Source organism: Xanthomonas sp. 10-10, assembly GCF_040182365.1.
GTDB classification, from domain to species: Bacteria; Pseudomonadota; Gammaproteobacteria; order Xanthomonadales; family Xanthomonadaceae; genus Xanthomonas; species Xanthomonas arboricola_F.
In genome coordinates this window covers 111,239-138,050 of sequence record NZ_CP144460.1, presented here as the reverse complement: position 1 = coordinate 138,050, position 26,812 = coordinate 111,239, and the positions used below count along the sequence as shown (strand labels likewise).

General features: G+C 66.0%; 17 protein-coding genes. 7 read left to right on the top strand and 10 right to left on the bottom strand.

The features are described 5' to 3' along the window. Positions 1-60: 60 nt before the first annotated feature. The gene (locus VZ068_RS00515) at positions 61-873 is read right to left on the bottom strand and encodes a hypothetical protein (RefSeq protein WP_349656542.1); all 813 of its coding nucleotides are present in this window, start codon (positions 871-873) and stop codon (positions 61-63) included. 23 nt (positions 874-896) lie between these two features. Next, positions 897-1,550 (bottom strand): glutathione S-transferase family protein, encoded by a 654-nt coding sequence (locus VZ068_RS00510; RefSeq protein ID WP_349656541.1) that lies wholly within the window; start codon positions 1,548-1,550, stop codon positions 897-899. A gap of 464 nt (positions 1,551-2,014) precedes the next feature. Between VZ068_RS00510 and VZ068_RS00505 the strand changes: the two genes are divergently transcribed. Further along, positions 2,015-3,121 carry an ATP-grasp fold amidoligase family protein gene (locus VZ068_RS00505; protein WP_349656540.1) on the top strand — a complete coding sequence of 369 codons (1,107 nt, stop codon included), beginning with the start codon at positions 2,015-2,017 and terminating at the stop codon, positions 3,119-3,121. A 520-nt stretch (positions 3,122-3,641) separates the two neighbouring features. Here the strand turns inward: VZ068_RS00505 and VZ068_RS00500 are convergent. Together VZ068_RS00500 and VZ068_RS00495 are read right to left on the bottom strand one after the other, a co-directional pair. Then, complete coding sequence (locus tag VZ068_RS00500) at positions 3,642-5,282, bottom strand: ricin-type beta-trefoil lectin domain protein (protein WP_259166608.1); 1,641 nt, start codon at positions 5,280-5,282, stop codon at positions 3,642-3,644. Positions 5,283-5,582: 300 nt separating this feature from the next. Continuing rightward, positions 5,583-6,245, bottom strand: coding sequence for a hemolysin III family protein (locus VZ068_RS00495; protein ID WP_349656539.1), 663 nt, complete (start codon positions 6,243-6,245; stop codon positions 5,583-5,585). A gap of 174 nt (positions 6,246-6,419) precedes the next feature. Here VZ068_RS00495 and VZ068_RS00490 point away from each other — a divergent pair, with 174 nt between their 5' ends. The 3 genes from VZ068_RS00490 to VZ068_RS00480 all read left to right on the top strand — a co-directional run bounded on the left by VZ068_RS00490 (position 6,420) and on the right by VZ068_RS00480 (position 12,161). Then, on the top strand, positions 6,420-8,915 hold the full coding sequence (locus VZ068_RS00490) for a DEAD/DEAH box helicase (RefSeq protein ID WP_349656538.1): 2,496 nt from the start codon (positions 6,420-6,422) through the stop codon (positions 8,913-8,915). After that, a complete protein-coding gene (locus VZ068_RS00485) occupies positions 8,912-10,708 on the top strand; it encodes a ribonuclease H-like domain-containing protein (RefSeq protein WP_349656537.1) in 1,797 nt (598 codons plus the stop codon). The genes VZ068_RS00490 and VZ068_RS00485 overlap by 4 nt, the downstream gene beginning before the upstream one ends. A 667-nt stretch (positions 10,709-11,375) precedes the next feature. Then, positions 11,376-12,161 carry a DUF1868 domain-containing protein gene (locus VZ068_RS00480; protein ID WP_349656536.1) on the top strand — a complete coding sequence of 262 codons (786 nt, stop codon included), beginning with the start codon at positions 11,376-11,378 and terminating at the stop codon, positions 12,159-12,161. A 207-nt stretch (positions 12,162-12,368) separates the two neighbouring features. On the opposite strand, the gene VZ068_RS00475 is transcribed toward VZ068_RS00480, so the two are convergent. From VZ068_RS00475 to VZ068_RS00465, 3 genes are all read right to left on the bottom strand, one after another. Further along, complete coding sequence (locus tag VZ068_RS00475; protein ID WP_259159136.1) at positions 12,369-13,484, bottom strand: saccharopine dehydrogenase NADP-binding domain-containing protein; 1,116 nt, start codon at positions 13,482-13,484, stop codon at positions 12,369-12,371. Positions 13,485-13,541: 57 nt separating this feature from the next. Then, positions 13,542-14,390, bottom strand: a complete 849-nt coding sequence (locus VZ068_RS00470) for a hypothetical protein (RefSeq protein WP_259159135.1) — start codon at positions 14,388-14,390, stop codon at positions 13,542-13,544. Between the two features lie 300 nt (positions 14,391-14,690). Beyond that, the gene (locus VZ068_RS00465; protein WP_349656535.1) at positions 14,691-15,272 is read right to left on the bottom strand and encodes a hypothetical protein; all 582 of its coding nucleotides are present in this window, start codon (positions 15,270-15,272) and stop codon (positions 14,691-14,693) included. Between VZ068_RS00465 and VZ068_RS00460 the strand changes: the two genes are divergently transcribed. After that, complete coding sequence (locus VZ068_RS00460; protein ID WP_349656534.1) at positions 15,263-15,703, top strand: hypothetical protein; 441 nt, start codon at positions 15,263-15,265, stop codon at positions 15,701-15,703. The genes VZ068_RS00465 and VZ068_RS00460 overlap by 10 nt on opposite strands. Before the next feature lie 493 nt (positions 15,704-16,196). Here the strand turns inward: VZ068_RS00460 and VZ068_RS00455 are convergent, their stop codons facing one another. Both VZ068_RS00455 and VZ068_RS00450 read right to left on the bottom strand, forming a co-directional pair. After that, a complete protein-coding gene (locus tag VZ068_RS00455; protein ID WP_349656533.1) occupies positions 16,197-17,807 on the bottom strand; it encodes a M56 family metallopeptidase in 1,611 nt (536 codons plus the stop codon). 3 nt (positions 17,808-17,810) lie between these two features. After that, complete coding sequence (locus VZ068_RS00450) at positions 17,811-18,200, bottom strand: BlaI/MecI/CopY family transcriptional regulator (protein ID WP_064509858.1); 390 nt, start codon at positions 18,198-18,200, stop codon at positions 17,811-17,813. Between the two features lie 516 nt (positions 18,201-18,716). Here VZ068_RS00450 and VZ068_RS00445 point away from each other — a divergent pair. Continuing rightward, a complete protein-coding gene (locus VZ068_RS00445) occupies positions 18,717-19,874 on the top strand; it encodes a hypothetical protein (RefSeq protein ID WP_349656532.1) in 1,158 nt (385 codons plus the stop codon). Further along, a complete protein-coding gene (locus VZ068_RS00440; protein ID WP_349656531.1) occupies positions 19,871-25,393 on the top strand; it encodes an AAA domain-containing protein in 5,523 nt (1,840 codons plus the stop codon). The genes VZ068_RS00445 and VZ068_RS00440 overlap by 4 nt, the downstream gene beginning before the upstream one ends. Positions 25,394-25,658: 265 nt before the next feature. On the opposite strand, the gene VZ068_RS00435 is transcribed toward VZ068_RS00440, so the two are convergent. Next, positions 25,659-26,693 carry a nucleotidyltransferase family protein gene (locus tag VZ068_RS00435; protein WP_349656530.1) on the bottom strand — a complete coding sequence of 345 codons (1,035 nt, stop codon included), beginning with the start codon at positions 26,691-26,693 and terminating at the stop codon, positions 25,659-25,661. Between the last annotated feature and the right edge of the window lie 119 nt (positions 26,694-26,812).

The window sequence follows — 26,812 nt, the reverse complement described above, 5'->3', positions numbered from 1 at the left end:
GCCGCACCGGGCATCGGCCGCGCCGGCCTGACGGCGGCGCAGGCGTGTTGTTAGCCGCTCTTACTCCAGCGGCCGTGGAGACGGTTGCCGGTTCTTGGCGAAGGTCTGGTACAGCCCTGCAGCGCGCTCGTCGGCAGCGACGTTCTCGACGCCGCTCAGCCCCTTCGCGGCGATCGCCGAGGAGGCCTTGCCATCGCCCAGCAGGTAGGCCAGCCGCAGATACGCCGCGCTATCCACCAGATTCTTGTGTTCGGTGTCGCTGGCGTAGACCTCGGCCAGGCCGTAGTAGGCGTAGAGGTTTCCGGTGGCTGCGGCCTTGCTCAGGATCGCCAGGCCCGGATGGAAGCGGCCGCTCAGCGCGGTCCTGGTGCCATAGAGCACCGTCGCCGCGTGATTGCCCGCCTGCGATTCGGCCTTGAGCTGGGCCAGGTCCATGCGCTCCAGTCGCGCGCGTTCGGCCTGCGAGGGGTAACCGTGGGTCAGCAGCCACTGCGCTTCTGCCTGCGAGTTGGCCACCAACGGGCTGCTGATCGGGCAGGCATGTGCGCCACGCTCGCACAGGTAGAGCGTTGTGTCCGCGCCGGTTGCCGCTGGACGGGTAACCGCTGCCGGCACGGGGTCGCTTGATGCGGCGGTGCGGTCAGCCGCCGCTGCGTTGCCGCCGGGCTCACTGGCTGCTGCTGCAGCATCGGTCTGTTGCTGTGCGCGTCCGCAGCCGGCCAGGGCCACTGCAACGATCGCGGCGAAAAGGATGCAGGTCGGTTTCAACTCACTCTCCTTGTGGATGCGGTGACGACGGCAGTTGCCGGTCATCGCCGCCGTTGCGCCTGGCTGACGCGTGCCCACCTTGGCGTGCAGCGACTGCGTGGTCAAGACCGCTGCAGCGCTGCATGCGATTACGCCGGTGCGCCACCGTCGCCGTTGATCGCCCACTGCGCTGCGAAGGCGCGTTGATAGGCCGGGCGGCCTTCGCCGCGCGCGACATAGGCCTGCAGTGACGGGAACGCGTCCAGCAGGCCGGTGAGCCGGATGCGGAGCAACACCGAGATCATCAGCAGGTCGCCGGCGCTGAAGTCGTCTTCCAGCCAGGCGCTGTCGCCAAGATGGGCGCTCAGATGCTGCAGACGGCGGTTGATGCGTTTTTGCAGCAGCGGCAAGCGCTCTGCCATCCACGGTTTGTCCGCTTCCAGCAGCAGGGCGTTGCCCAGCTCCAGCATCGGCGGCTCGACGGTGTTGAGCGCGGCAAACATCCAGGCGGTGGCATGGGCACGGGCGTTGTCGTCGTGCGGCAGCAAGCCGGGATGGCGCTGGGCGATGTGCAGCACGATGGCGCCGGTTTCGAACAAGGCCAAGCCATCCTGCTCGAAGGTGGGGATCTGACCGAACGGGTGCAGGGCCAGGTGCGCCGGTTGCCTGAGCGCGGCGAACGGCAGCAGGCGCACTTGATAGGGCTGGCCCGCTTCTTCCAATGCCCAGCGCACGCGGGTGTCGCGGGCCAAACCCCTGCCGCCATCGGGCGAGCGCTCGAACGCAGTGATGGTGATCGTCATGGGTGAAAGACTCCCTGCGGCCCGAGGCTGAGGGCATAGCGTACGCCGCACGGTCCACGGCTGCGGCGGGCGTGGCCTGAGTGAAGCGCCAGCCGGTTGCCGCCACGCCCGCGCGCGTGCACAGACCACTGCGGGCACCGCGCGCGCGGAGGCCTTGCCCGGGCAGGCGGCCTCAACCTGGGCGTTGGCGCCAGCTGCCCGCCCACTGCCCGCCCCGCCCACGCCATCCAACACCTCCAACACCGGGCACCGGGCCGCCCGCCCGAATCGCTTTTGCAATGCACAACGGTCGCGGCCGGTTACCCGGTTGACGGCGTGTCTTTAGGCGTAAACCGCCAATCCCTTTGCGCAATCAGGCCGATTGAGACGTTTTGCCATCCTCGTCTCACTTCTTAGGTATACCGTGCATCACGTCACATATTTATGTGACGCAATTCACATTTATTGCCGGAGGGGGAACTGTCATGATCGATCAAGGGATGGGGTTGCAGGCGCAACTGATCGGAGCACGGGGTACGGTGGTGGGCCGGGGGTGGGCCGCGTTTTTCCCCAGTCTGGCGGCACCGTTTAGCGACATCCGCCCGCTGCGCCTGCCGCAGGCGCCCGCCCCCAGACCAAGCCGGCCTACCCTCAAACGCTTGTTGCGCAAGGGTGCGCGTTGCCTGGTGCGCACGCTGCCATGGCGGCATCAGGACCGGCTGTATTTCCTGAACACCTTCGGGCGGCTGCCCAATCTGTACCACCCCACCTGCTTCAACGAAAAAGTGCTGTACCGCAAATGCGTGCACGGCGATTACCCGCTGTATCAGCGCCTGGCGGACAAGGTGACGGTGCGGCCGTATGTGGCGGCGCGGATCGGCACGGCGCATCTGATCCCGCTGCTGCTGGACACCGCCAACCCCGACGATCTGCTGGGCCTGCCGCGCTGGGCGCAGACGGTGATCAAGGCCAATCACGGCGCGAGCATGGTGGAGGTGGTGCGCGATGAGCCGGATGCGGCGCAGCGGCAGCGCATCGTGGCGCGGTGCAAGCACTGGCTGCGCACCGACTTCTCCGACATGGAGCGCGAGATCCATTACCACAACATCCCGCCGCGCATCCTGGTGGAGCAGTACATCGGCGACGCGCAACAGGTACCGGTGGATTACAAGTTCCACATGTTCCGGCAGCCGGATGGCCGGTTCCACTACGTGCTGCAGGTGATCTACGGCCGCTTCGATACGCCGAAGCTGTCGATGACGTTCTTTGTCGACAACCTGCACACGCCGTTCCACCGCATCCGCGACGACGGCTGCTCACCGCCGTGCGCACCGGCGCTGCTGGAACAGGCGCTGGAATTGAGCAAGGTGCTGGCAAACGCCTTCGATTACGTGCGCGTGGATTGGTATATCCAGCAGGGTCAGGTGTACTTCGGCGAACTCACCTTTACCCCGGGCGCAGGCATGGTCACCGGCCTTGACCGCGGGCTGGACCGGATGATGGGCGATATGTGGGTACAGCGGCGCGCGCCGATGGAAGCGCGACTGCCTGCGTATGGCATGGGCATTGGCATGCGGGTGCCGGTGCGGTGAGGCGCCCTGCGCGCAGAGGTCACCTTCTGCGTTCGGAAGATGGGAACTTCTCAGCCTGCTGTTTGCCTACAACGGCGGGGCACGCCAACCCTGAGCGCACCGCGCCCGGTACCTCAGTGCCAGCGCCTAGTCTGGAGCGCAAGAGTTATAAAGGCAGGCCTAGGTGGGTAAAGCTTGATAGAGGGCGTTCAGCCATAGTCGGCAAGCCAGTAGGTTTCGAATACAACGTGCAAGCAAAGGGCACGCTGCATTGGATATTCGTGCTCCCCGGCAGCATCGCGCCGAATGCGGTGGTCGAAGCGAAAATGAAGAGTAACTCCAGCGTTAGGTGCGTAAAAATAATCCAGTGGAATAACTGATAACTCCCTCTCTTGTGGAACACCGCCAGTGCTCATTCAAATTTTTAGCTCGGCAATATACTAAGTTTCACTTGAAGTAAATAGAAAATTCTAGTTTTTCAGTCTTAGATGGCGCTCGGCATCCCTCACACCATCTAAGATTTTAATAACTCTAGCGCCGATTAAAATCCTGAATATGACCAGACTTGATTGGCATCTCCGGTGCATTCCCAGATGTATGTCCTAGATCCATTCACTGAGCCGCGGCCAGGATCGGCAAGACACTTGTTGCTAGCATTGCTTCGAAGCTCTCCGATTAGCTGCCACTGCTGATGTGCGCCGGCGTTGCAACTCCACATTCTAATCAGAGATCCATTATTTGCTTCACCATTAGCTACCTCTAAACATTTACCACCAAACTGCACTGAGCCATTACGACCGAGTCTCCACTTTTGCTGTGGAAAGCCATTGCAGTCCCATAGTTGGACATTTGCACCGTCAGCCGTAGAACCATTTTCAACATCTAGGCATTTCCCACCAACCCCACGAATTTCGCCGCTGATTGGATCATAGTTCCATCGCTGTTGAGTGTTACCCAACCAATCCCATAGCTGCAGCTTAGTACCATTCGCGCTGGAGCCGTTAACGGCATCTAGGACTTTCCCGTTGATGCCAACAACTGATGCAAATGTGAAATTCCACTGTTGATTCTTCCCGCCCAATTGGTCAAATAGTTGAAGTATGGATCCATTCGCTGTGCCGTATCCTGCCACATCAAGTACACGCTGACTTGGAACGCTTCGCAAGTACCCCGAACCAGCTTCAAGTGACCAAATTTGTTGCTCATTACCATTACAAGAATATTGCTGAATTGATGCACCGTTTGACTTAGCCCCACCTTCAACATCGAGGCATTTATTGCCAATGCCGATAAGAGCTCCAAATACCGAAGGAGTCGGTGTAGGAGTCGGGGGCGTTGTAGGGGGCGGGCTTGGAGGAGATGGATTTTTCGCGAGGACAAGTCCGGACGGAAAGTTGCTAGTGCATGAATTTGTAGTAGTCGTTCCAGATTGGTACCACCCACTTGGAATTGGAGATACAGGGCAAACCACAATCCCGGTGTAGGGCACCTGGATAAAATATTGCCCTAAATCGCAAGTTTGGCCATTATTGTTATAAGCCTGAGTTATTACATACCCGTTTGGCACTGGTGAGTCAGCGCAAATCAGCATCTGGTTTCGCGGCAGCTCATATCGCCGAGTAGTGCCAAGTAGCGAACCACAATTCAATGAGTCACTGTTTGAGGTAAAGACGTACCCCTCTGGTGTAGGGCTATTCCCGCACCCCAGAATGCCATTACGAGCCTGCTGGATTGTAAATTGCCCCGCTAAGCAACCTTGGGGAACTGAACTTACGTTTGTTATCACGTAGTTCTTAGCTATAGGTGAGTCAGAGCATATCGTGATGTTGTTACGGGCGGCATTGATACGTACTCGTGACTCGCCACAAACCGTCGTATTGTTGTCTCCATAAGGAGTAATTACATAAGGATCAGGTATCTTTGAGCTACGGCAGATCAACTTCCCTTCGCTCGGTGATTCCACTGCCCATGCCAGACCTGAGCCACAGTTCGAAGCGCGCTGCAATGCAGTTTTTACGTATCCTTCTGGCACGGCACTATTAGTGCATATTTGAAGTTGGGCGAAAGCTTCTTTCGAATATGTTAACGCAAAAATCATTACAAACGCTACTAATATGTTTACTAGCTTATTCATAACATTCCCCATTAGCCCTTCGGCGATAATTCCCTTACTTTCACCCATTTAGGTCACTCCGGTCACATAGCAACCTTTTGCATTGCCCCCCGCTCTGAGAAATAGAAGCCCATTCGGCAAGCATAATAAAATTTAATTTTTATTTGCTTCAACCAAAATTCGACCATACACCCCCTTCTCCACTACCCAAGATATATTTATCACACTGCTCACCGTCGCGTATAAACCAGTTTATTTTCCTCAAAAATTTGAGGGGCCCGGTTTCGGGGTTGCATTTTAAATTTTGCCATTTTTATTTGTAGAATACGCTTATAAAATGCACTTAATAGCAGCAGTTCACACCAGCCGTCAGTTAACTACCACCGGCCGCAGGCACAGCCAAATGGCATACCAGTGCGACAGCGCGCCGCCCAGCACGTGGGCGTGCCAGATGGCGCGGTTGTAGACCATGGATTTGCGCACGTAGAAGGTCACGCCCACCGTGTAGAACGCGCCGCCGGCGACGATGAGCCACAGCACCGCGCTGTCCAGGCCGGCGATCATCTGGTTGACCACCACGATCCCGGCCCAACCCAGCAGCAGGTAGATCGCCACCCAGAAGCCCTTGGCGATACCGGGCAGGCACAGTTTGGCGAACACGCCGAACAGCGCCACGCTCCAGACGGTCAGGATCATGGCCCAGCGCCAGCTGCCATCGAGCGCGACCAGAAAAAACGGCGTGTACGAGCCGGCGATCATCACGAAGATGCCGGCATGGTCGAACTTGCGCAGCATCGGTTGGCGCAGCGGCGGGGCGAAGTTGTAGGCCGCCGAGCAGGCGAACATGGTCAACAGGCCCAGCGCATACACGCAGGTGGCCAGCAACATGGTCTGGTTGGCGTGGGCACGCCACACCATCCAGGCGCCACCGACGATGGCAAGGAACAGGCCGGCGGCATGCACGATCACGTCGGCACGGCGGGCAGCGGGGGTCTTGTAGTGTGGAGCGGTGACACTGGGGGGAACGGGCACGGCGGTTCTTCAAGGTGGGGGAGCCCACGCCGTGCAGGGCAACGATGACGCGGCGGGGGCAACAGAATACCCGGCTTGCTGAATCCGCTCAGTGACACAGGCTCGCCGGTTTGGCCCCGGTCTCATACCCTGAGACACCTCCCCTGTCTCATGCCCCTCTTTGGGAGCCGCCGTATGCCTCCGTTTGCCCTCGCTCCCCGCACCGAAACCGCCGAACGCGCGCTGGCCACCACCGATGGCCGGCCCAGCCGCGATGGCGCACTGCTCACCGAACGCCTGGAACGGCGTTACCACGACCGCATCACCGGCAGCTTCACCCTGCCCGGCCGCGACGGCCGCTATGCGCCGATTCCCGCCGATGTGCCGGCCGCGCTGGCCGATGCCTTGCGCGCGCGCGGCATCAGCCAGCTTTACAGCCACCAAGCCGACGCCTGGGCGGCCACTCAGCGCGGCGAGCATGTAGCGATCGTGACGCCCACCGCCTCGGGCAAGTCGCTGTGCTACACGCTGCCGGTGGTGAGCGCGGCGATGAGCTCCGGCGCCAAGGCGCTGTACCTGTTCCCGACCAAGGCGTTGGCGCAGGACCAGGTGGCCGAGTTGCTGGAATTGAACCGCGCCGGCGAGCTGGGGGTGAAGGCCTTCACCTTCGACGGCGACACGCCCGGCGATGCGCGCCAGGCGATCCGCCTGCATGGCGACATCGTGGTGAGCAACCCGGACATGCTGCACCAGGCGATCCTGCCGCATCACACCAAGTGGGCGCAGTTCTTCGAAAACCTGCGCTACGTGGTGATCGACGAGATCCACACTTATCGCGGCGTGTTCGGCAGCCACGTCACCAACGTGCTGCGCCGGCTCAAGCGCATCTGCGCGTTCTATGGTGCCAACCCGCAGTTCATCCTGTGCTCGGCCACCATCGGCAACCCGCATGCGCACGCGCAGGCCTTGATCGAGGAACAGGTGCATGCGATCACCGAGTCCGGCGCGCCAACCGGCGACAAGCACGTGTTGCTGTGGAACCCGCCGGTGGTCAATGCCGATCTCGGCCTGCGCGCCTCCGCACGCTCGCAGAGCAACCGCATTGCGCGCATCGCGATCAAGTCCGGCCTGAAGACGCTGGTGTTTGCGCAGACGCGCCTGATGGTGGAAGTGCTGACCAAATACCTGAAGGACATCTTCGACCACGACCCGCGCAAGCCGCCACGGATCCGTGCCTACCGCGGCGGCTACCTGCCCACCGAGCGGCGCGAGGTGGAGCGCGCGATGCGCGCCGGCAATATCGACGGCATCGTGTCCACTTCGGCATTGGAACTGGGCGTGGATATCGGCGCGCTGGATGTGGTGATCCTCAACGGTTACCCCGGCAGCGTGGCGGCGACCTGGCAGCGCTTCGGCCGCGCCGGGCGCCGCCAGCAACCGGCGCTGGGCGTGCTGGTGGCCAGTTCGCAGCCGCTGGACCAGTACGTGGTGCGGCATCCGGATTTCTTTGCCGATGCCTCGCCCGAGCATGCGCGCATCGCGCCGGACCAGCCGCTGATCCTGTTCGACCACATCCGCTGCGCGGCGTTCGAATTGCCGTTCATTGCCAGCGAGCCGTTCGGGCCGATCGACCCGCTGGTGTTCCTGGAAGCCTTGGCCGAGAGCGAAGTGATCCACCAGGAAGGCGACCGCTGGGAATGGATCGCCGACAGCTACCCGGCCAACGCAGTGAGCCTGCGCTCGGTGGCCGACGGCAACTTCGTGGTGGTGGACAAGAGCGACGGCAAACAGCAGATCATTGCCGAGGTGGATTACTCGGCCGCTGCACTGACCTTGTACGAAGGCGCCATCCACATGGTGCAGAGCACCCCGTACCAGGTGGAGCGGCTGGATTGGGAAGGCCGCAAGGCCTATGTCACGCACACCCACGTGGACTACTACACCGACAGCATCGACTACACCAAGTTGAAGGTGCTGGACCGCTTCGATGGCGGCGTGGCCGGGCGCGGCGATTCGCACCATGGCGAGGTGCACGTGGTGCGGCGCGTGTCCGGCTACAAGAAGATCCGCTACTACACGCACGAGAACATCGGCTACGGCCCGGTCAACCTGCCCGACCAGGAACTGCACACCACTGCGGTGTGGTGGCAGCTGCCGCAGGCCACCCTGGGCAAGGCGTTCGCGTCCAAGCAGGATGCGCTGGATGGATTTTTAGGTGCCGCCTATGCGCTGCACGTGGTGGCCACGGTGGCAGTGATGGCCGACGCGCGCGACCTGCAAAAGGCAGTGGGCAATGGCGACGGCGCATGGTTTGCGGTGGCCGACCAGACCGGGCGTGGACAACTGCGCGGCGTGGAGGAAGGCGAGCACGACGCGGTGGAACTGCAGCAGGCCTTCGTGCCCACGGTGTATCTGTACGACAACTTCCCCGGCGGGGTGGGCCTGAGCGAGCCGCTGTGGCTGCGTCAGGCCGAGCTGCTGCAGCGCGCCGACGAACTGGTGCGGCGGTGCGATTGCAGCGCCGGCTGCCCGGCCTGCGTGGGCCCGGTGCTGGCCGCGCACGAGGAAGGTAAGGGCGAGTCGCCCAAGTCGCTGGCGTTGACGGTACTGGCGCTGTTGTTCGATGCCGATGCGCCGCTACGCCATGCCACCCAGGTGGACGACGACCTGGCGCTGGACGTGCTTGCATGAGCGTGAGTGCAGAGCGCCTGCGCTTGCTGCGTCGGCAGGCGGGGCATGCGGATGTGCCTGCGCCCGCGGTGGTTGCTGACAGCGATGCACTGCAAGGGGCAGCAGCGGCGCGTGCGAACGATGCCGACGCCGCACTTGTGCGTGAGATGCCGCAGACAGCTGTTGATGCAGCCAGGCCGGGCACATCGTCTGCGCCGATGGTGCCAGCGGCCGCAACCTCTGCTGCGGCCGATGTGCCCGCATATACGCCGGCCTTGCGGTTGTCGGATGAGCCAGGTCAGGCGGACGCAGCGCGCCGTGTTGAAGCCTTGCGCGTTGCTACGCCGACGATCACGCAGAGCGACGTGAACGCTGTGGCGCCGGCATGGGCGAGCGAGCGCGCGACCAAGCCGTCTGCGCCACAGACGCAGCCGGCATTGCTCAGGCGAGCAGCCGTTGAGACAGCGACGGTTGGCGCTATCTCAGGCGGTACGCATGCAAGCGGTGCGCACGTGGCTGCCGACATTGCGACGCCGCCAACGCAGGACCAGGCACCGCCTGCACCTGGCAGCGCCTCGGGCGTCAGTGCGGAACGTCTGCGCCTGCTGCGCCGTCAGGTCGGCGGGCTGACACCTGCATCGCGCAAGGACGATGCAGCGATACCGACGCGTGCGCAGCGTGCTGCGGTCTCCAGCGCCGCGTCACCTGCTGCACGCGCGCATGCTCGCAATACAGCGCCTGCACGCGATGCTGCCATGGCCGGCCGCTCGCATGATGTGCGCGCACAGACCGCCGCCCCGACGTTTACGCGCAGCGGCTTGCTGTCGCCCACCCCTGCACCGCCTGCGCGCGAGGCATCGGTGTTTGCGTGGGTGGAGCACGATGTGCGCCACAAGCCGGCGTTGTCATCCGCTGTCGATGTCGATGTCGAGGCAATCGATGCCGTGGAGACAGATGTCGCAAGCCGCTCGCCAGCAGCGCGCAACACAACCACGGCACCGCCGCTGCAGCAACGCACCGACATTGCCGGCTTGCGCAAGATGATCGGCCTGCGCGAACGTGCGGTGTCGACGCATCCGCCAGTACGCGCGGCGTCCACCGATCGGCAGCTGCCGGGCGACGAAATCGCACCCGGCCTGCATCTGATCGAAGCCTTCCTGCCGCAGCCGATTCCCGGCCAAGCGCTCTCGCTGGCGTTTGCCAAGCGCGAGGACGCGGTCGACCCCCTGGACCTGCTGTTCTTCGATACCGAAACCACCGGCCTTGCCGGCGGTACCGGCACACGCGCCTTCATGATCGGGGTGGCGCAGTGGTGCACCGATGCCGTGCAAGGCAGCGGCCTGCGCGTGCGCCAGCTGATGATGTCCACGATGGCCGCCGAGAGCACCATGCTGGATCTGTTCCGTACCTGGCTCACGCCGCGCACGGTGTTGTCCAGCTACAACGGCCGCTGCTATGACGCGCCGCTGTTGAAGACGCGGTACCGGCTGGCGCGACGCGGCGACCCGATTTCCGCGTTGGATCACGTGGATCTGTTGTTCCCCACCCGCCGCCGGTATCGCGGCACCTGGGAGAACTGCAAGCTCTCCACCATCGAGCGGCAGCTGCTGCGCGTGGTGCGCGAGGACGACCTGCCCGGCTCCGAAGCGCCGGCGGCATGGCTGAGCTATCTGCGCGGCGGCAGCGCGCGCAACCTGCGCCGGGTGGCCGACCACAACCACCAGGACGTGGTGACGCTGTCGCTGCTGATGCAGCGGCTGGTGGAGGTGGAGGCGCAGGACCGGGAAGTGATTCCGTTGATGGAGTCGGTGTAGCCCTCTGGGCGAGCGCGGGCGCGTTGGCGGTGCGTCGGATCGGGTTGGATCCGGATATCGGCGATGCGGTGCGTGGGTGAATGCTTGCCCGGCACCGGGGCGCCCTCTTCTGTCGCCTCTCATGGAAGCGCAGCCGCGTGCGCGTTGTGTCGAACGTGGTGATCAGCATCGGCATGCGCAGGTGCGATCGCTCGTTGTGCGAGGGCCAGCGCTCTGTCCCTCCGCAACGTTCGCCGGATGTGGAAGACGCAAGGCCGCGGCGGTGCGTCGGGTTGTCGTCTCATCGGCGGCCTTCGGATGGACCGGCCACACGACACCTGCATCCACCTGCTCGCCCGGGCCCCCAAAGGCTGCAACACGAAGGCGTCGCCGCATTCGCGAAGAAGGCAGCGGGTTCATGGCGAAAGACGGTGCGTTGTCATATGCGTTTTTACCGGCAGTCCTAGGCTTGCCGTGGCTGTTCCATTTGCAGCGGTGTTTGCCGGCATCTTGCAGGCCTGCCCACTGGCTCGTGTGCAGCGCGTCATCGCCGCCGCGCTGCGCTGCCGGCCGTTGTCGGTTCGTCAGCTCGCCGCAAGCGCCGCTATCGATACACACCAATGCACTGCGACGTGGCCGGGGTTATCGCGCATGTCGTGGCTTGACATGGAATTTGAAGGATTGCCGCATGCCGTCATTGTTGGATACACGCATCAGCCGACGTCGCCTGGTAGCGGCCGCCGCTGGCGCCTCGCTGCTGGGCTCGGCCTTGCCCGCATCAAGCGCCACACCGCCGCCGGATCTCGGGCGCAAGTTCTTGCGCTCGCGCCGGCCGATGGCATTTGCCGGCAATACGTTTCTGGGCCATCTCCAGCAACAGGGCGATGGCTACGACAGTTTCGACCGGGTGCTGGATATCTACCGCGAGCTACCCGGGCACGGCTTCGCGAACAAGTTCGCGCTGCTACCGCCCAGCAGTTATCACGCAACCCTGCTGGGCGGGGTCAACGAGATCGACCGCGCAAGCGGGCCGTGGCCAGGCGACCTGGCGCGCAATGTGGCCTTGAGCGACATCCATGCGGAGTTTCTTGCGCGGCTGAGGCAACGCACGGCGGCGCCGCTGGGTGCGTGCAGCTTTGTGGTGAATCCGGCTGCGGCCAGGACCGGCAACAACGACAACCTGCTCATCCCGCTGCGCCCTGCCGATACGCAGACCGCACAGCGCCTGGAAGCCGCGCGCCAGGCGCTGATGACGCTGACCCGCCTGCAGCGCCCGGACTACGTCAATTTCCAGTTTCATGTCTCGCTGGCCTACCTGTGCCAGACGCTCGATCGCGCAGAACAGGCGGACTATCGCGCCGCAGTGGGCAACTGGCTCAAGCGACTGGCGGCAGCGGGCCCGATCACCATCCCGCGGTTTCACTTTTGCACGTTTGCGGATATGGAGGCGTTTCGGACGGTGCGGGAGGTGTGAGGTTGAAACACGCCATCTAGGGCAGCTTGTTGCGTACCTGCCGCACGACACTGGAAGCCGCTCCTCGTGCGGCCAAAGCCCGCCGGCACGCAAGCGATGTCGCCTCTCACCAGCGCATGCACAGCGTTACGTACTCGACGCTGTGCAGTCCCGATGCCCTTGTGACGCGTGGGGTGGCGAGAGCGGTTGGCGGTTGGCGGCAGGCGGTCACTGCCACGTCTGCGTCACTTCGGTGGTCATCTGCCATGCGTCGAATTCCTGCTCGAACTCGGCCAAGGTCAGCAGGCCCATGCAGGCGTACGCACCGCTTGGCATCGCCTGCCCTGCCGCAAGTTTGCGCACCAGCAGGATCGCGGCAAAACAGGGGATCTCCGGTCCGTGCAACATCGCCGCGGTGAGATCCCAACGCACGGTGAGCGGCTGTCCATCGCGCTCGCCGGCCAGCTCCACGCGCATGCCGCCCAGGTCGGTGCCGAAGCGATCGAACCAGCGCCCCGCACGTGCGAGCGCTTGCGCCAGGCGCGACATCGGCAACGGCACGCCGCGCTGGCGTAACCAGGCCAGCGCGGCCAGGCAGCGCTGCAGGAACGTCACCTCCAGCGCGGCGCGGAACTGCACGCTGCGCACGCCGGGGTAGCGCTGCGGCAGCAGGTCGTGGTCGGGCACATCGCAGGGCGATGCCAGGCGCGGTGCCAGCTGTGCGAACTGCACGCGCTGCGGCCCCGCCCAGCCCACCACGGTCTGCCAGCGGCCCTCGCTCCACCAGGTAAACGGCGTGCCGCAGTACGACAGCACCGCGCGTACGGTGGCCAGCCCCAGCGGCGTGCCCTGCGCGGGCGCGATCACCATGCCGATGGCATGCAGGGTCGAGAAGCGCGGCAACAGCGCATCCACCACCGCGCTGGACAACGCGGGCAAGGTGCTGGCACCGCTGATCGCCACGCGGCCGGCCTGCTGTGCCAGCGCATGCAAGGCGGCCGGGAAGTCGCGCACGAACGCGCGGCCGTCGGCCAGGTCGATGTAGTGCATGCCTGCCTGCAGGCAGCACCGCGCCACTGCGTGGTCCTGGCCCTGGAACGGCCCGGCGGTGTGCACCACCACATCGGCTGCGGTGGCTGCCAGGCGCGTGGCGAAATCGTCGGCAGTGCTATCCAGCCGGCATGCGGAAATACGACCGGGCGCAGCCTCGGGCCAGGTTGCCGCGATCGCGCCGGGATGACGCCCGGCGGCAATGACATGCAGGTGCGGCAGCGCGGCCAGCGCCCGCACGATGCGCGCACCGAAGTGCCCATAGCCGCCCAACACCACCACCCGGTACGTCATCGCCTGCTCGCTTTTGCGCCAATGCTCTGCAGTATCGGCGAACCGCGGCCGCCGCGATCACCGCGCCACAGGGCTTGCCAGGCCGTTCCGGAGGGCCTCGCGCATGACCTGCCGCGCCTGGCCGTCTGCACGCGCGCTTGCCGCCGCCTGCTGCGTGGCCAGATCGGCCTGCTGCGCGGCGAGCGCTTGCTGTTGCGTGGCCAATGCCTCGATCTGCTGCCGGGTGCTGCGCTGGCTGGCGGCGTTGGCTTGCTGCGCGACGGGCGTGGTGGTGCGCGCCGCCGCATGGTCGCGTGCCAGCGACGCGCGCGCCTGCGCAACGGCAGCGGCCGCATCGCGTGCGGCCACGGCGGCCATCTGCGTCCCCAGCACCGCTTGCTGCTCGCCGAGCCGGCCCTGCCGCTCGCCCAGCGCGCCTTGGGCCTGACCCAGCTGGCTGACCGGTGCGTACAGCACACGGATGCGCTGCAGGGTGGCCGGATCGCGCACCACGTAGCTCTTGCCGCCGCTACGAAACCACAGCAATGCGCCGGTGCTGCCGGCCAGGCGACGTGCGTGGGCCAGGTCTTCGGTGGAGCCGTGCATCAGGGCCTGGCCGCCGTCCATCAGTACGTACGCCTCCTGGCCGGGGTGATCGGACAGCGTGAGTTGGCCGTAAGTGGTCACGTCGCTGGACGGCGTGCGCGTGGGTGTCGCCGGCGCGTGCGGCGCGACGGGCATCGCGGTCGCGGCAACTGCAGCGACTGCGGCAGATGCGATGCCCGGTGTCTGCGTACCGGGCACCGGTGCAGGCGCGGGTTGACCGGCTGATCGTGCGGCCAGACATGGCGTCAGCACGCTGGTGAGCGCGATCGCCAGGATGGCCGCCACGCCAGCGCGCGTCGATGCAGGGGGAATGTGCAGCATGGGAATGTCCTTGTGTGGATAAGGTGGGCAAATCTGTCGTGTGATGCGCAGGTGCTACGCACTGCGTCCTCGTGCAGCGCTACCGATTGCAATGCTGCGCAGCAGGGGCAACTGCAGGGTTCTCGCGCATGCGGTTTCGTGGTGCCCAACAAGCGTTGCTTGCCGTTCCTTGTGCCGGTGCTGTCTGGAAACATGCGTGGCGTTGCAGGCGTGGCGCACTGCCCGCAGCAGCACGTTGCGCCGCCGAAGAACGCAGCGGTAGCCGCAAGCTGCGTCCATCCCTGTTTGCTCCTGCAGCGCTCAACCCGTCACCCGCGTCGCCCGGCCGCTGGCAAGTGCCTCGCGCAGGATGCTCAGCGCCTGGCGAGTGGCCAGCCGCGTGGCGCCGGCCTGCTTGCTGGCCAGCACGGCCTGCCTTTGCGTCAACAGGCGCTGCTGCTCTAGGGTGTCGCTGGCAGCGCCCTGTGCCGGTTGCGCCGCTGTCGCCTCGGATGCCGCGGGCAGACCGACTGCGGATGCGGCCAGCTGCGCGGCAAGCGCCTGCTGGCGCGCTTGCAACCTGTCCTGGGCCGCGCGCAGTTGCAGGCTGCGTGCATAGCCGGTGCGCAGCCGATGCAGCAGGCCCGGATCGCGCACGACGTATTGCACGCCGTTGGCCCGGAACCACAGCACCCAGCCATTGGCGTTGGTGTAGCGACGCGCGGTCTGCAGATCGTCGGTGGTGCCGTGCATCAGATGGCGCTCGCCCTGCACCAGCACATAGGCATCGCCATCGTCCTGGGCGTCCTGCGCGCGGCTGTCGCAAGCGGCTTTGGTCGATATGGCGCCGGATGCGGGGTGCCTTCGGCGTGGCGTCGACAGCGCAGACCTAGGTGCGGGCATTACTGGAAAGATCGGCGCAGCGGGCGGAGCGGGACGGGCAGGTGGATGCGCGGGCTGTGCAGGCGCGGCCGGTACCGGGGCTGCGACGGAAGTGGCAGAGGCCGATGGCGGCGAACGAGCGACCAGCGCAGCACCGGGCGCAAATGCCGGAGCTGCACGTGGCGCAGGTGGCGCAGCGGGATGCGCCGGCGCGGGCGGCGCGGGCAGTAGCGGCATCGCGGCTGCGTTGGCTTCCAGTGCCGGTAATGTTGTTCTGGATGGTCCTGTTGTTGCTGTTGTTGCTGTTGTTGCTGTTGTTGCTGTTGTTGCTGTTGGTGCTGTTGGTGCTGTTGGTGCTGTTGGTGCTGTTGGTGCTGCCATCAGCATGGGCGCAGCGAGCGCGCCGAGGACAAGCAGCAAGGCACTGCGCAAGCGCCGTGGTGGGAACGTGATCTGATGCATGTGCGATCTCCTTGGGGACTTGGGTGCCGCCGGCCGGTCGCGGCCAGGCGGATGGGGAACAGCGAACACACGGCCACGGCGTTGCCGACGCTGGTTGCGTCGACACGTGCTGAGTCGATGAGCGGGCGCGTGGCCTGACCCGCCTGAGTGGGTACGGCGCCAGGTGGTGTGCGCGATCACTGCAGTGGTCGCGATAGATGGAACGGTCGATCGGGTGGAGCGGTGACGCAACGCCTGCACTGTCAGTGGACGATCCAGCGGCTGCCGGCGCTGTCAGGCCCGGCGACAGGCCGCGGTGCTGACACGCCGGTCGCCGCGGGCGCAGGACAATCGGCGATCGGCGATCACCAGCGCCATGCCTGCCAGCCACGGCGCCGCCCACCTGATGACTGCAGGCCTTGCCTCACGCTTGGGTGGTGCTCGACGCGTTGATCCATCTGGCGCGCACTGCCAGGGCAATGCGCGCCGTGGTGATGCAGGTCTCTAGTTGTCTTCGTCCGTGCCCGCAGCCGAAGGTTGGGCACGCGCGGCGTTGAGGCGGTCCTGGCGTGCAGCTTCCTTGTCCATTTCGGCCTGATGGCGGCTCAACTCGGCGGCCTGACGCGCGGCGGCGACATAGGCGTACTGCGCGTTGCGTTGTTGCAGCGCCACCTCACGGATCTGCTGCGCCGCTTCGCGCACCTGCTGCTGGGCGTCCTGCTTGGCCTGCTCCAACTCTGGTCCCAGCGAGTCCAGTTGCTCGCGTGCCTGCGCCAATGCATCCTGCGCCGCCTGCAGCTCGTCCTGCCGCATCTGTGCATGCAGGTCGCTCGCGTCGATGGCCTGCTGTGCGGCGGCGCGCGCTTCCACCTCGGCAGCCTTCGCGCTGCGGGTGGCCTCGTCGATGGCGTCGCGTACGCGTTGCTGTGCGTCGGCATCCCAGCCGGTGGCATCCATCTGCCAGCTGTCTTGCGCGTCCGGCGCATCCAGCACACCCGCCAGCACGCCGTTTGCCGGTGCCGCAGGGGCGGCCGGCATGGCCGGTGCGGCGGGCGCTGCCTGCACGTGCAGTTGCTCGGCGCCATCGGCACGACGCATGCCGTGCGGCATTGCCGGCGCTGCGCTGGCCGTGACCACGATCGGCTGCAGCGCGGGCGACGGCAGCGGCGCGGGCATGGCGACCAGGCGCAGCGGTGCCACCCCCAGGACCGCCACAGCGACCAGCGCGCGCGCGCCCCACCCCGGCGTGGCATTGGTGTTCTGCAACATGATCAGGCGGCGCTTGAGGCTCAGAAAACTCGGCGATGCGCTGGACACCCCGGCCACCGGCGCTGCGGACACCCCAAGGCTGACCAGCAGGCGGCCATAGTCGTGACGGCAGCGCACGTGGCCGGCGACCACCGCCGCATCGCAGGCCGCTTCGCGGGCGATGGCGTATTCGCGCGCAGCCAGATGCAGCAGCGGATGGAAGAAGAACAGGTGCTGCGCCAGTGCCGGCAACAGTCCCCACAGCAGATCCTGCCGACGCAGATGCACCAGCTCGTGGGTCAGCGCCATGTCCAGCTCATCGTCGCTGATGCTGGCCAGGCGGCGGGACGGCAGCAGCAGCACCGGCCGCCACAGGCCGATGAGTTGCGGCGAATCGATCTGCGCGCTCAGGCGCAACGGCGGCGCATGGCGCAGGCCGTGCGCATCGGCGGCCAGTTGCAGGGCCGCCAGCAGCGCCTGGTCGGTGCACGGCTCGGTGGCCTGCACCTGGCGGCGGCTGATGCGCCACGCCACGGCGCTACGCGCCAGCATCACCACCACACCGGCCAACCAGGCCGCCACCACCCAGCGGACCCACAGCGATGGCGAGGCACTCGGCAGGGCCGTCACCGTCGCCCCTACCGTCTGCGCCACCGGCGCGGCAGCCGGCAATACCGCCAGCTCGACCGGCGCCACGAACAGGCCCAGTACCGCCTGCAGCCCTACCATCCACCACAGCCAGCATTGCGTGGACGCCGGCAGGCGCGGCATGGCCTTGCACAACAGCCACACCACTGCCACCAGCGCGGCCGATTGCAGGCTGGTCATCGCCAGCCGCTGCACCACCACTTCGAACAGGCTCTGCATGACTCAGCTCTCCTTGCGCTGCGATTGCAGCTTGGCGACCAATGCTTCGAGTTCGGCCAGTTCGGTATCGCTGACCTCGTCGGCGCGCTGCGACATCCACGCCACGAACGGCGATACCGAGCCCTGCAGCGTCTTTTCCACGAATTGCCCCACTGCACCGCGCACCACGTCGTCCTGCCCGGCGGTGGCGCTGTAGCGGTACATGCCATCGACCTGCTTGCGCCGCAGGAAGCCCTTGGCGCGCAGCCGCTCCATCATGGTCAGCACCGTCGAGCGGGCCAGCCCGCGCGGCTCACCGAACGCGGCCGCCACTTCGCCCACGCTGGCGTGGCGCTGTTCTTCGATGTATTGCAGCAGGGCCAGCTCCTGGTCCCCGATGGTCTTCGCGCTCATGTGGTGCCCCATGACTACAGATGTCGCTACCGTAGGCCTGACTACAGCTGTCGTCAATAGGTCGGATGGCAGGGGGTCGGATGTCCGGCATGGGGCCGCGTGTCGCTGTACAGGCACGTTCGGTCGGCCAGGTCGACAAGCCTGCCGTTCCGCTTCGCAATGCCGTGCGCGCCGCTCGCTCCAGGCACGCGCGGTGCCGAGCGCGTTTGAAGAGGGAGACGATGCAGAGGGCCGGCGTCGGGGGCAAAGGGCCACTGCATCGAATGAGCGCGCCATCGTCGATGCCGTGGTCGCGCCATGGCCACCGGCGGCTCGGCCAATCACACGCGCCCCTGGATGTCTGGCGTCTGCAACGGTGTTGGCGTGGGCGCTGCGGCGGTTTGCTCACGCTTGCATCGACGATGGTTGGGAGGAGGTTGCAACCCAGCCTCCCCCACTGCGGTAGATTCCGTAACATTTGAGGTATGACCAACGGAGCTGTGGCGGATGGACCTTGAGACGACGAGCAGAGCATTGATGCCCTTGCCGTATCAGCGTGACGTGGTCGACTACCTGAAGCAGCACGAGCCTGAGGTCTGGGCGTGGGCCGGGTCGCAACAGGTCCGCGATGCGCATCTGGCACAGGTCCGCACCCATCTGCTGCGCGACACGTATCGGCTCGAACCCGAAGCGCATCCGGAGGTGCATGCGGCGCTGACGCTGGCCATGCAGCGGCTGGGGATCAGTGCAGCCGCCACGCTGTATCAGTCCGGCGGTCAGGCGATGAACGCGGCGCTGGTCTATGTGCCAGGCGAAGTGCATATCGTGCTCGAAGGTCCGGTGCTTGAACGCCTGTCTGCCCACGAGCAACTGGCGCTGTTCGGTCATGAACTGGCCCATTACCTGCTGTGGTCGCTGGAGGGCGGGGCGTTCCTGTGCGCCGAGCGCATCCTGCAAGATGCGCTCGGCGCCCATGGGGCCAGCGATAGCCACCGGCAAACCGCACGGAGTTATGGCCTGCATACCGAACTGTTCGCCGATCGCGGTGCGGCGCTCGCAGCCGATGCGTTGGCACCTGCGATCAGCACGCTGGTCAAGGTGCAGACCGGCATCGGCAATCCGGACCCGGCGGCGTACCTGCGCCAGGCCACCGAGCTGGAGGGTGCGCTGGAGGACATCAGCGCCGGCACCACCCATCCAGAGACCTTCGTCCGTGCACGGGCGCTGGAGTTGTGGTGGCAGGACGATGCGATGCTGGACGCGTGGACCGATCGCAAGCTGCGCGGCGTCCTGCGTCTGGCCACGCTGGATCTGCCACGACAGATCCAGCTGCAGACGATGACGCGCGCGTTCGTCAACTGGTTCCTGGAGAGTGCGCAGCTGCGCAGCGACGCGGTGGCCACCCAGGTGCGCATGCTGTTTGCCGACTGGGTGGCCGACGAGCCGGTCGCGCCGCCCGACCAGTTCGAAAGCCTGCAGGCCGCCGACGACGTGCGTGGGTATTTCAACGCGCTGATGCTGGACCTGGCACTGGTCGATTCCGAGCTGCGCGAGTTGGCCCTGCAACGCGCCATGGTGGTGGCGCGGGTGCTGGACAGCGAAGCGCAACTGCTGGCGCAGCTCAAACGCGACGCCGGGATGGGCAAGCGCGAGATCGACAGGCTGCGCAAGCAGGTCTGGGAGGTGCAGGCATGAGCGCATCGGACATGCCGGCGGTGCCGGGCGGCAGCTTCGCAACGGTGATCCAGGCGCAGGCTGGTGCCGCGTTTTCTACCGACGATGTGGTGTTGATGGTGCTGCCGCTGTTCCAGCAGGTGGCCGACCTGCATGCGCACGGCAAGGTCGCCGCACTGGACACACGCAGCATCTTGCTGGGTCAGGAAGGTGGGCTGCAGCTGGCGCAACCACAGGGCCAGGCGCCGGTGATGGACATCGGCGCCATCCACCGGGTGCAGCCGCATCCGGCCTCGGCCCTGAACATCGTCGGCGAGCTGCGGCGCTCGCACGACGCGAACGGCATGGAAGACCTCGCGTTGATGGAGGTGCAGGACGACCTTGCCGCCCCGATCGAGCGCCCGGTGTACCTGCCGGCGTTTGCCAGCTGGGAGTTGCAGCTGGGGCATCACGACGAAATCACCGACGTGTTCCGGCTGGGCCTGGTGCTTGCGGCGTTGGCCTGCGGGCTGGATCTGGGCGACGTGGATGACGTGCGCAGCTTCGCCGCACATCGGCGCAATCTCTTCGTGATCGCCGAGCGGCTGCACCCGGTGGTGGCTGCGGTGATCGTGGAGATGACCGCGCTCAACCGGCATGAGCGCGCCACCGACGTGGCCAGCCTGGCCACGCGTCTGCGCACCTGGCGCGACCAGCCCGAGGTACTGGATGTGCAGCGTGCGCTGGCCGGTGCCAGCGGCGCAGTGCCGCGACGTACGGCGGTGCTGTCGCATCTACGCGATCGCTTGTTCGACCTGTCGCGCCGCAATCGGCTGCTCTACTTCAAGCCAACCGCCAGCAGCGTCAACCTGACCGTGTCGAGCGTGCCGTTGATGCTGCAGGTGGAGAGTATCCAGCCCGACCACATCTGCACCTGGAGCGGGCCGTTCGCCAACGATCTGGTCAGCGGGCGCGCGGTCGATCTGCAACGCTGGCTACGGTTCGACGACCAGCCCTATCTGCCGGTGGCCTTGGACAAGCTGATCCAGGACACGCGCCGCGACCGCGCCGAGTACGGTTTCGGCACGCTGCGGCTGGTGGCGGCCTTCCTGCGTTGGCATAACCTCAAGGAAGACCCTGAGGAACGGATCGTGACGCCCCTGCTCTGGCTGCCGGTGGAGCTGACCAGGCGCAAGGGCGTGCGCGACCGCTATGTGCTGCAGGCCGAAGACGACGAGGCCGAGTTCAATCCGGTCCTGCGCCACCAGTTGCGCCAGCTCTACGACATCCGCTTGCCGGAAAAGGTGGATCTGCAGAAGACCTCGTTGGCCGAGATCCACGCCGACCTGCTGGCGCAGATCCGTCGCAGCGAACCGTCGGTGGAACTGCGCCTGGTCGACAAGCCGCAGATCCGTCTGGTGCGGCAGAAGGCGCTGCAGCGCCTGCAGCAGTTTCAGCGCCGGCGTTCGCTGGCGCGCACGGCCGCCACGACGGGCGGGCTGCCCGACTACAGCTACGCGCCCGACAACTACCGCCCGCTGGGCCGCGCGCTGTACGAACAGCGGGTGGTGCCCAGCCCGCTGCCACAGCGGTTCGAGGCCGGTGCCGCGCCGGTGGCAGGGCCGCGTCACGCACGCATGGCCGCCCCGGTCGAGGAGGTCGCCGACCGCGTGGGCTACGCACTGGGCGAGTCCGAAGGCCATCGCTACGCCTGGGACCTGGATCTGACCCAGGTCAGCCTGGCGAACTTCAACTACAAGAAGATGTCGCTGGTGCGCGACTACGCGCAGTTGATCGACGCCCCCGACGCCAATCCGGCCTTCGACCGGGTGTTCTCGATCGAGCCACGCGCTGCCGACCCCGCAGCCGCCGCGCCGCTGCCGACGCGCGCGCAATGGAACGTGGTGGATGCCGATGCCACCCAGAACGCTGCCGTCGCGCTGGCGCGTACCCGGCACAGCTTCATCATCCAGGGCCCGCCGGGCACCGGTAAATCGCAGACCATCACCAACCTGATCGCCGACTACGCCGGCGAGGGCAAGCGCGTGCTGTTCGTCTGCGAGAAGCGCGCCGCGCTGGATGTGGTGTTCCATCGCCTCAAGCAGAGCGGACTGGATCCGCTGTGCTGCCTGATCCACGATTCCCAGACCGACAAGAAGGCTTTCATCGCCGAGCTGGGAGAAGGCTACGCGCGCTGGATCGCCCAGGCGCATGGCCGCGAGGCGCTGATGGCCCAACGCGACCGGCTGGTGGAGCTGATCGATGGCAGCCAGCAACGGATCGATGTCTTCGAGCAGGCCATGAGCCGGATACCGGAGGCGATCGGCACCACCGCACGTCAGCTGGTGCGGCAGCTGATTGAGCTACCGGCCGCGCCCGCGCTGGATGGCCAGGCCTGGGAACGGCTACCGGATCTGGCCGTGTGGGAGCGTCATCGCGCGTTGGCCGCACGCATCCATGCGCAGATGCAAACACGCTTTGGCGTGCAGGGCCTGGCCGAGCATCCCTTGGGTCGACTGCACGCCGACGTGCTGGCCGATCCGCGTGCGCATGCACGGATAACCCAGCTGCTGGACGACAGCGAGGCACTGCTGGCGCAGCTGGACCCGCTGCTGGAAAGTGGCTCCAGCCTGCTCGACGCGGACATGTCGCTGGCCCAGGCACGCGCGTTCGCCGATCAGGCGCAGTGGCTGGTCACCCAGGGCCTGGCCGCACATCTGGACCTGCTCGACGACGACTCGCCGGCTGCGAGCGACTTGCGGACCCTGCGTGCGGCGCTCGACCAGAAGACCGCCGTGCTGAACACCGCGCAGCAGGCCACCGCACACTGGCGGGACCGGCTCGACCCGGCCGATGCCCGGGCGGCGCTGGCGCTGGTGGAGCAACTGGAAGGCTCCGTGCTGCGCTGGGTGAAGCCGGCATGGTGGCGGCTGCGTGGCGAGCTCGTTCGTCGCTACGATTTCGGCCGCCATGCCGTGCACCCTGGTTACACGGCGGTGCTGCGCGCGCTGGTGGCCGAGCAGACCGCGGCTGCCGCGGTCCAGACCGAGCAGGCCGCCGGGCAGGCCCGCTACGGTGTGGCGCGGCTGCAGGACCTGATCGATGCAGTGGCCCAGTTACGTGAACGTCTGGGCGCCTCAGCCGCGACCCGCACGCTGGTGGCGCATCTGCGCGCGGCCATCGCACCGCTTGCCCTCGCCCGTGCCGACGCCGACGCGCGCGGCCCGCTGGAGCGGCTGGCCAGCCGCATCGAGGAGCACCTGGAGCTTCCGCGCGAAGCCAGTCTTGAGAGTATTTCCGAGTATCTGCGCGACCTGCGCGAATGCCTGGACGAGTTGGCCGACCTGTTGCCGCTGCTGCGCAGCGTGCATGCCGCGGATGCGGGCAGCGCCTTTGTGATGCGCAATGTCGCTGCAGCGCCTGCAGGCATGGATGCAATCGTCGCGCACGCGGCCTGGCGGCGGCTGGAAGCCGACACACCGGCGCTGGCAGGGTTCGATGGGGCCATGCTGGCCCGCGCGGCGGCCACGGTGGCCCAGGGCCAGGCGCGCCTGCTGGCGCTGAATTCGCAGGTGATCCAGGCGACCCAGCACCAGCGCTTTGCCGAACACGTGCGGCAGTCGTCGCTGTCTGCCAGCCAGCTCGACCAGGACGGCAAGGCGTTCAAGAAGCTCTATGCCACCGGCCGCCGCGAGCTGGAGCATGAATTTGCCAAGAGCATGCGTCACCGCTCCATCCGTGACCTGTCCGATGACGAGACCGGCATGGTGATCAACGACCTCAAGCCGATCTGGCTGATGAGCCCACTGTCGGTCTCGGACACGCTTCCGCTGTCGCCGGACCTGTTCGACGTGGTGATTTTCGACGAGGCCAGCCAGATCCCCACCGAGGAAGCCGTCCCGGCGCTGAGTCGCGCGCGCCAGATCGTGGTGGTCGGCGACGAGATGCAGTTGCCGCCGACCAGCTTCTTCTCGAGCGCCGGCGATGGCACCGACGCATTGGTGGTCGAAGACGACGGCGAGCGCATCGCCATCAATCTCGATGCCGACAGCCTGCTCAATCAGGCCGCCCGCAATCTGCCGGCTACCCTGCTGGCGTGGCATTACCGCAGTCGCCACGAGGCGTTGATCAGTTTTTCCAACGCGGCGTTCTACGACGGCCGGCTGGTGACCATTCCGGACCGACGGATCGAACCTGCCGACGAACAACCGGCCACGCTGCGCTCGGATCGGCCCGATGCCGGCATTGCCGGTGCCGATGCAGTGCTGGCGCGTGCGGTGAGCTTCCATCGCCTGGACGATGGCGTGTACATCGGCCGGCGCAACGCGGCCGAGGCGCGCTACATCGCCCTGACGGTCCGCGAGCTACTGCGCCGGGAGACCGGCCTGAGCATGGGTATCGTCGCCTTCTCCGAGGCGCAGCAGGGCGAGATCGAAAGCGCACTGGAGATCCTGGCCGCCGAGGATGCGGACTTTGCGCTGCGCCTGGACCGCGAGTACGTGCGCGAGGACGATGATCAGTTCAACGGACTGTTCGTCAAGAACCTGGAGAACGTGCAGGGCGACGAGCGCGACGTGATCCTGCTCAGCATCTGCTACGCGCCTGGGCCGGACGGCCGCATGCTGATGAACTTCGGCCCGATCAACCAGCGCGGCGGCGAGAAGCGGTTGAACGTGATCTTCAGCCGCGCACGTCATCGCATGGCAGTGGTGTCCAGCATCCAGGCCGAAGCGATCACCAACGTGCACAACGACGGCGCCGCCGCGCTGCAGGCGTTCTTGCGCTTTGCCCAGGCCAGCGCCATCGGCGATCATGGCCGCGCCCAGCACGTCCTGGGCACACTCAATGCCGGTGCGCGCGAGGCCTTCGTGCGGCCGGCCAGCGCCGATGCGGTACGCAGCGCGCTCGCCCGTGCATTGCGCGAGCGTGGCCACCTGGTGCACGAGTGCGTCGGGCGCTCCCAGTTCCGCTGCGACCTGGCCATCGTCGACCGCAGCACCGGCGACTACCGGCTGGCGATCCTGCTCGACGCACCCGACCAGGCCGTCGCCGACACGCGCGAGCGTTACGTGTTTCGCCCCGGCGTGCTGCGGCGCTTTGGCTGGAACGTCATCGATGTCCCCGGACGTGATTGGTTGCGCGCACCCGATGGCGTGCTGGTACGGATCGAAACGGCGCTGGCTGGCGAGAACATCGAGGAAGACGCCGAGCTGGATCTGGCCCTGGATGACATGCTGCAGGCATCGCTGCCGATCGCCCCGACCGACAGCGCGGCGCTCCTGCCGACGCCGACGCAACCGGCGACGTCGGCGCCATCGCAGCCCCCGATGGCCGATGCGCTGCGCAGCCTGCGTTTCGAGCAAGGCAGCTCTCGCAAGTTCTGGCGCGTGGCGCGTAACGGTACGGAGCTGAGCGTGTCCTTCGGCCGGATCGGCACCACCGGCCAGACGACACTCAAAGCCTTCGATACCGTCGAACGCGCGACCCGCGAGATGGACAAACTGACGGCTGAAAAGCTGCGTAAGGGCTATGTGGAGGATGCAGATCCGGCAGTGCCTTGATGGCCAGCAGGGAGACGCCGACGCTGGCACTAGGCGAATGCTGAGGGCAGTACCGAAACACGTGGACGTTGCTGGCCGCATGCGGCAGCCACGGGCACGCATCCGCCCGCACTTGCCCGAAGCGCTGCAAATTCGTCCCACCATGCTGCCGATTTGTATCGAGGATGCTCGTCTGCCCTGGGGCAGCTTCCGGACACCGCGCGTAACGATTGCCGTTGTTCAATGCCGCACACCAGGCCGCTGGAGCCGTGTTGAAACCGGCGCGCTAGGTCTGCAGGTGCCTGCGTTTGAGCAGATGCTGCCTGGCCAACCGGATGATGCGCACGCCCACGTAGGCCCATTGCAATGCGCCGGGCAACGGCACGGCCTGGCGATCCATGTCGGTCGGAGCGAGCAGGATGGGTAGCAGTTGCACACGGCCGCGCCAGGTCGATTGCAGCGATAGCAAGTGTCTGACGTAAGCAAACAATCCCAGCCGTACCGCCAGATCCGCACCGCGGTCGGATCCGAGCGCATCCATGCACGGCAGCAGCGCGGCGGCGGCCGGCCGGGCCTTTTGCAGCAACGCAGGCTGCCGCTGTAGCGCGGCCGGTAGAGCGACACCCAGGCTCGCTTCTGCCAGCAACGCACTCAGCGCCAGCTGTCGTTCCACGCCAAGCCGACGTGCCAACGCGAGGACCGCATCCCAGTCCACTTGCGCGCTGCGCAGCGCCTGCGCCATGTCCACCAGCCAGAATGCGCGGTGCCAGTGGTGCTTGGTGCCGTGGAAGGCGGCATAGACCACGGCCGCTGTCGGCGACAGCGTGGGTACCTGCATCCCGGCCACCACGACAGTGCTGAGATGATCGCGCCAGACCTGTTGACTGAGCGGAAACTGGCGCTCGTGGTTAGCCAGCCGCAGATGCAGTTCCAGCACCACGCCGGTCGCATGGTGCTGCAATGGCAAGGCATGGTTGTGGCGGCAGTACTCCACCGGATCGAGCGCGGCCTCCGGTTGCAGTGCGTAGCCCAGGACGCTCAGCGCAGAGAGCGCATCTTGGGTGGCATGCGGCTCGATCAGCAGATCGATATCGCATGCCTCGCGGCGGTGCAGTTGACCGAAGTGCGCCGCATATCCCAGACCCTTGAGCAGGCAGCAGCGGATGCCCGCCTGCTGCAGCGCCGCGACCATCTCACGGATGGCAGCAGTCTGTTGCAGCGACTGCAGCAGCATGCGCTGCTGCCGCCGCCGCAACCGGTCGCGCACTGCAACAGAAACATTCGACGTCAGGGTGTCGGCAGCAGGCAAGGCCAACGCCATTCGGTGCTGTGCAAGCGCGCGTTCGAACGCGACCGCATCGGACGGTGCGGCCGGCAGTGGCCGTCCTGCAGCCGCACCCTCGTGGTGTCGCCACAGCGAAAGCACGTAGCCGAATGCGG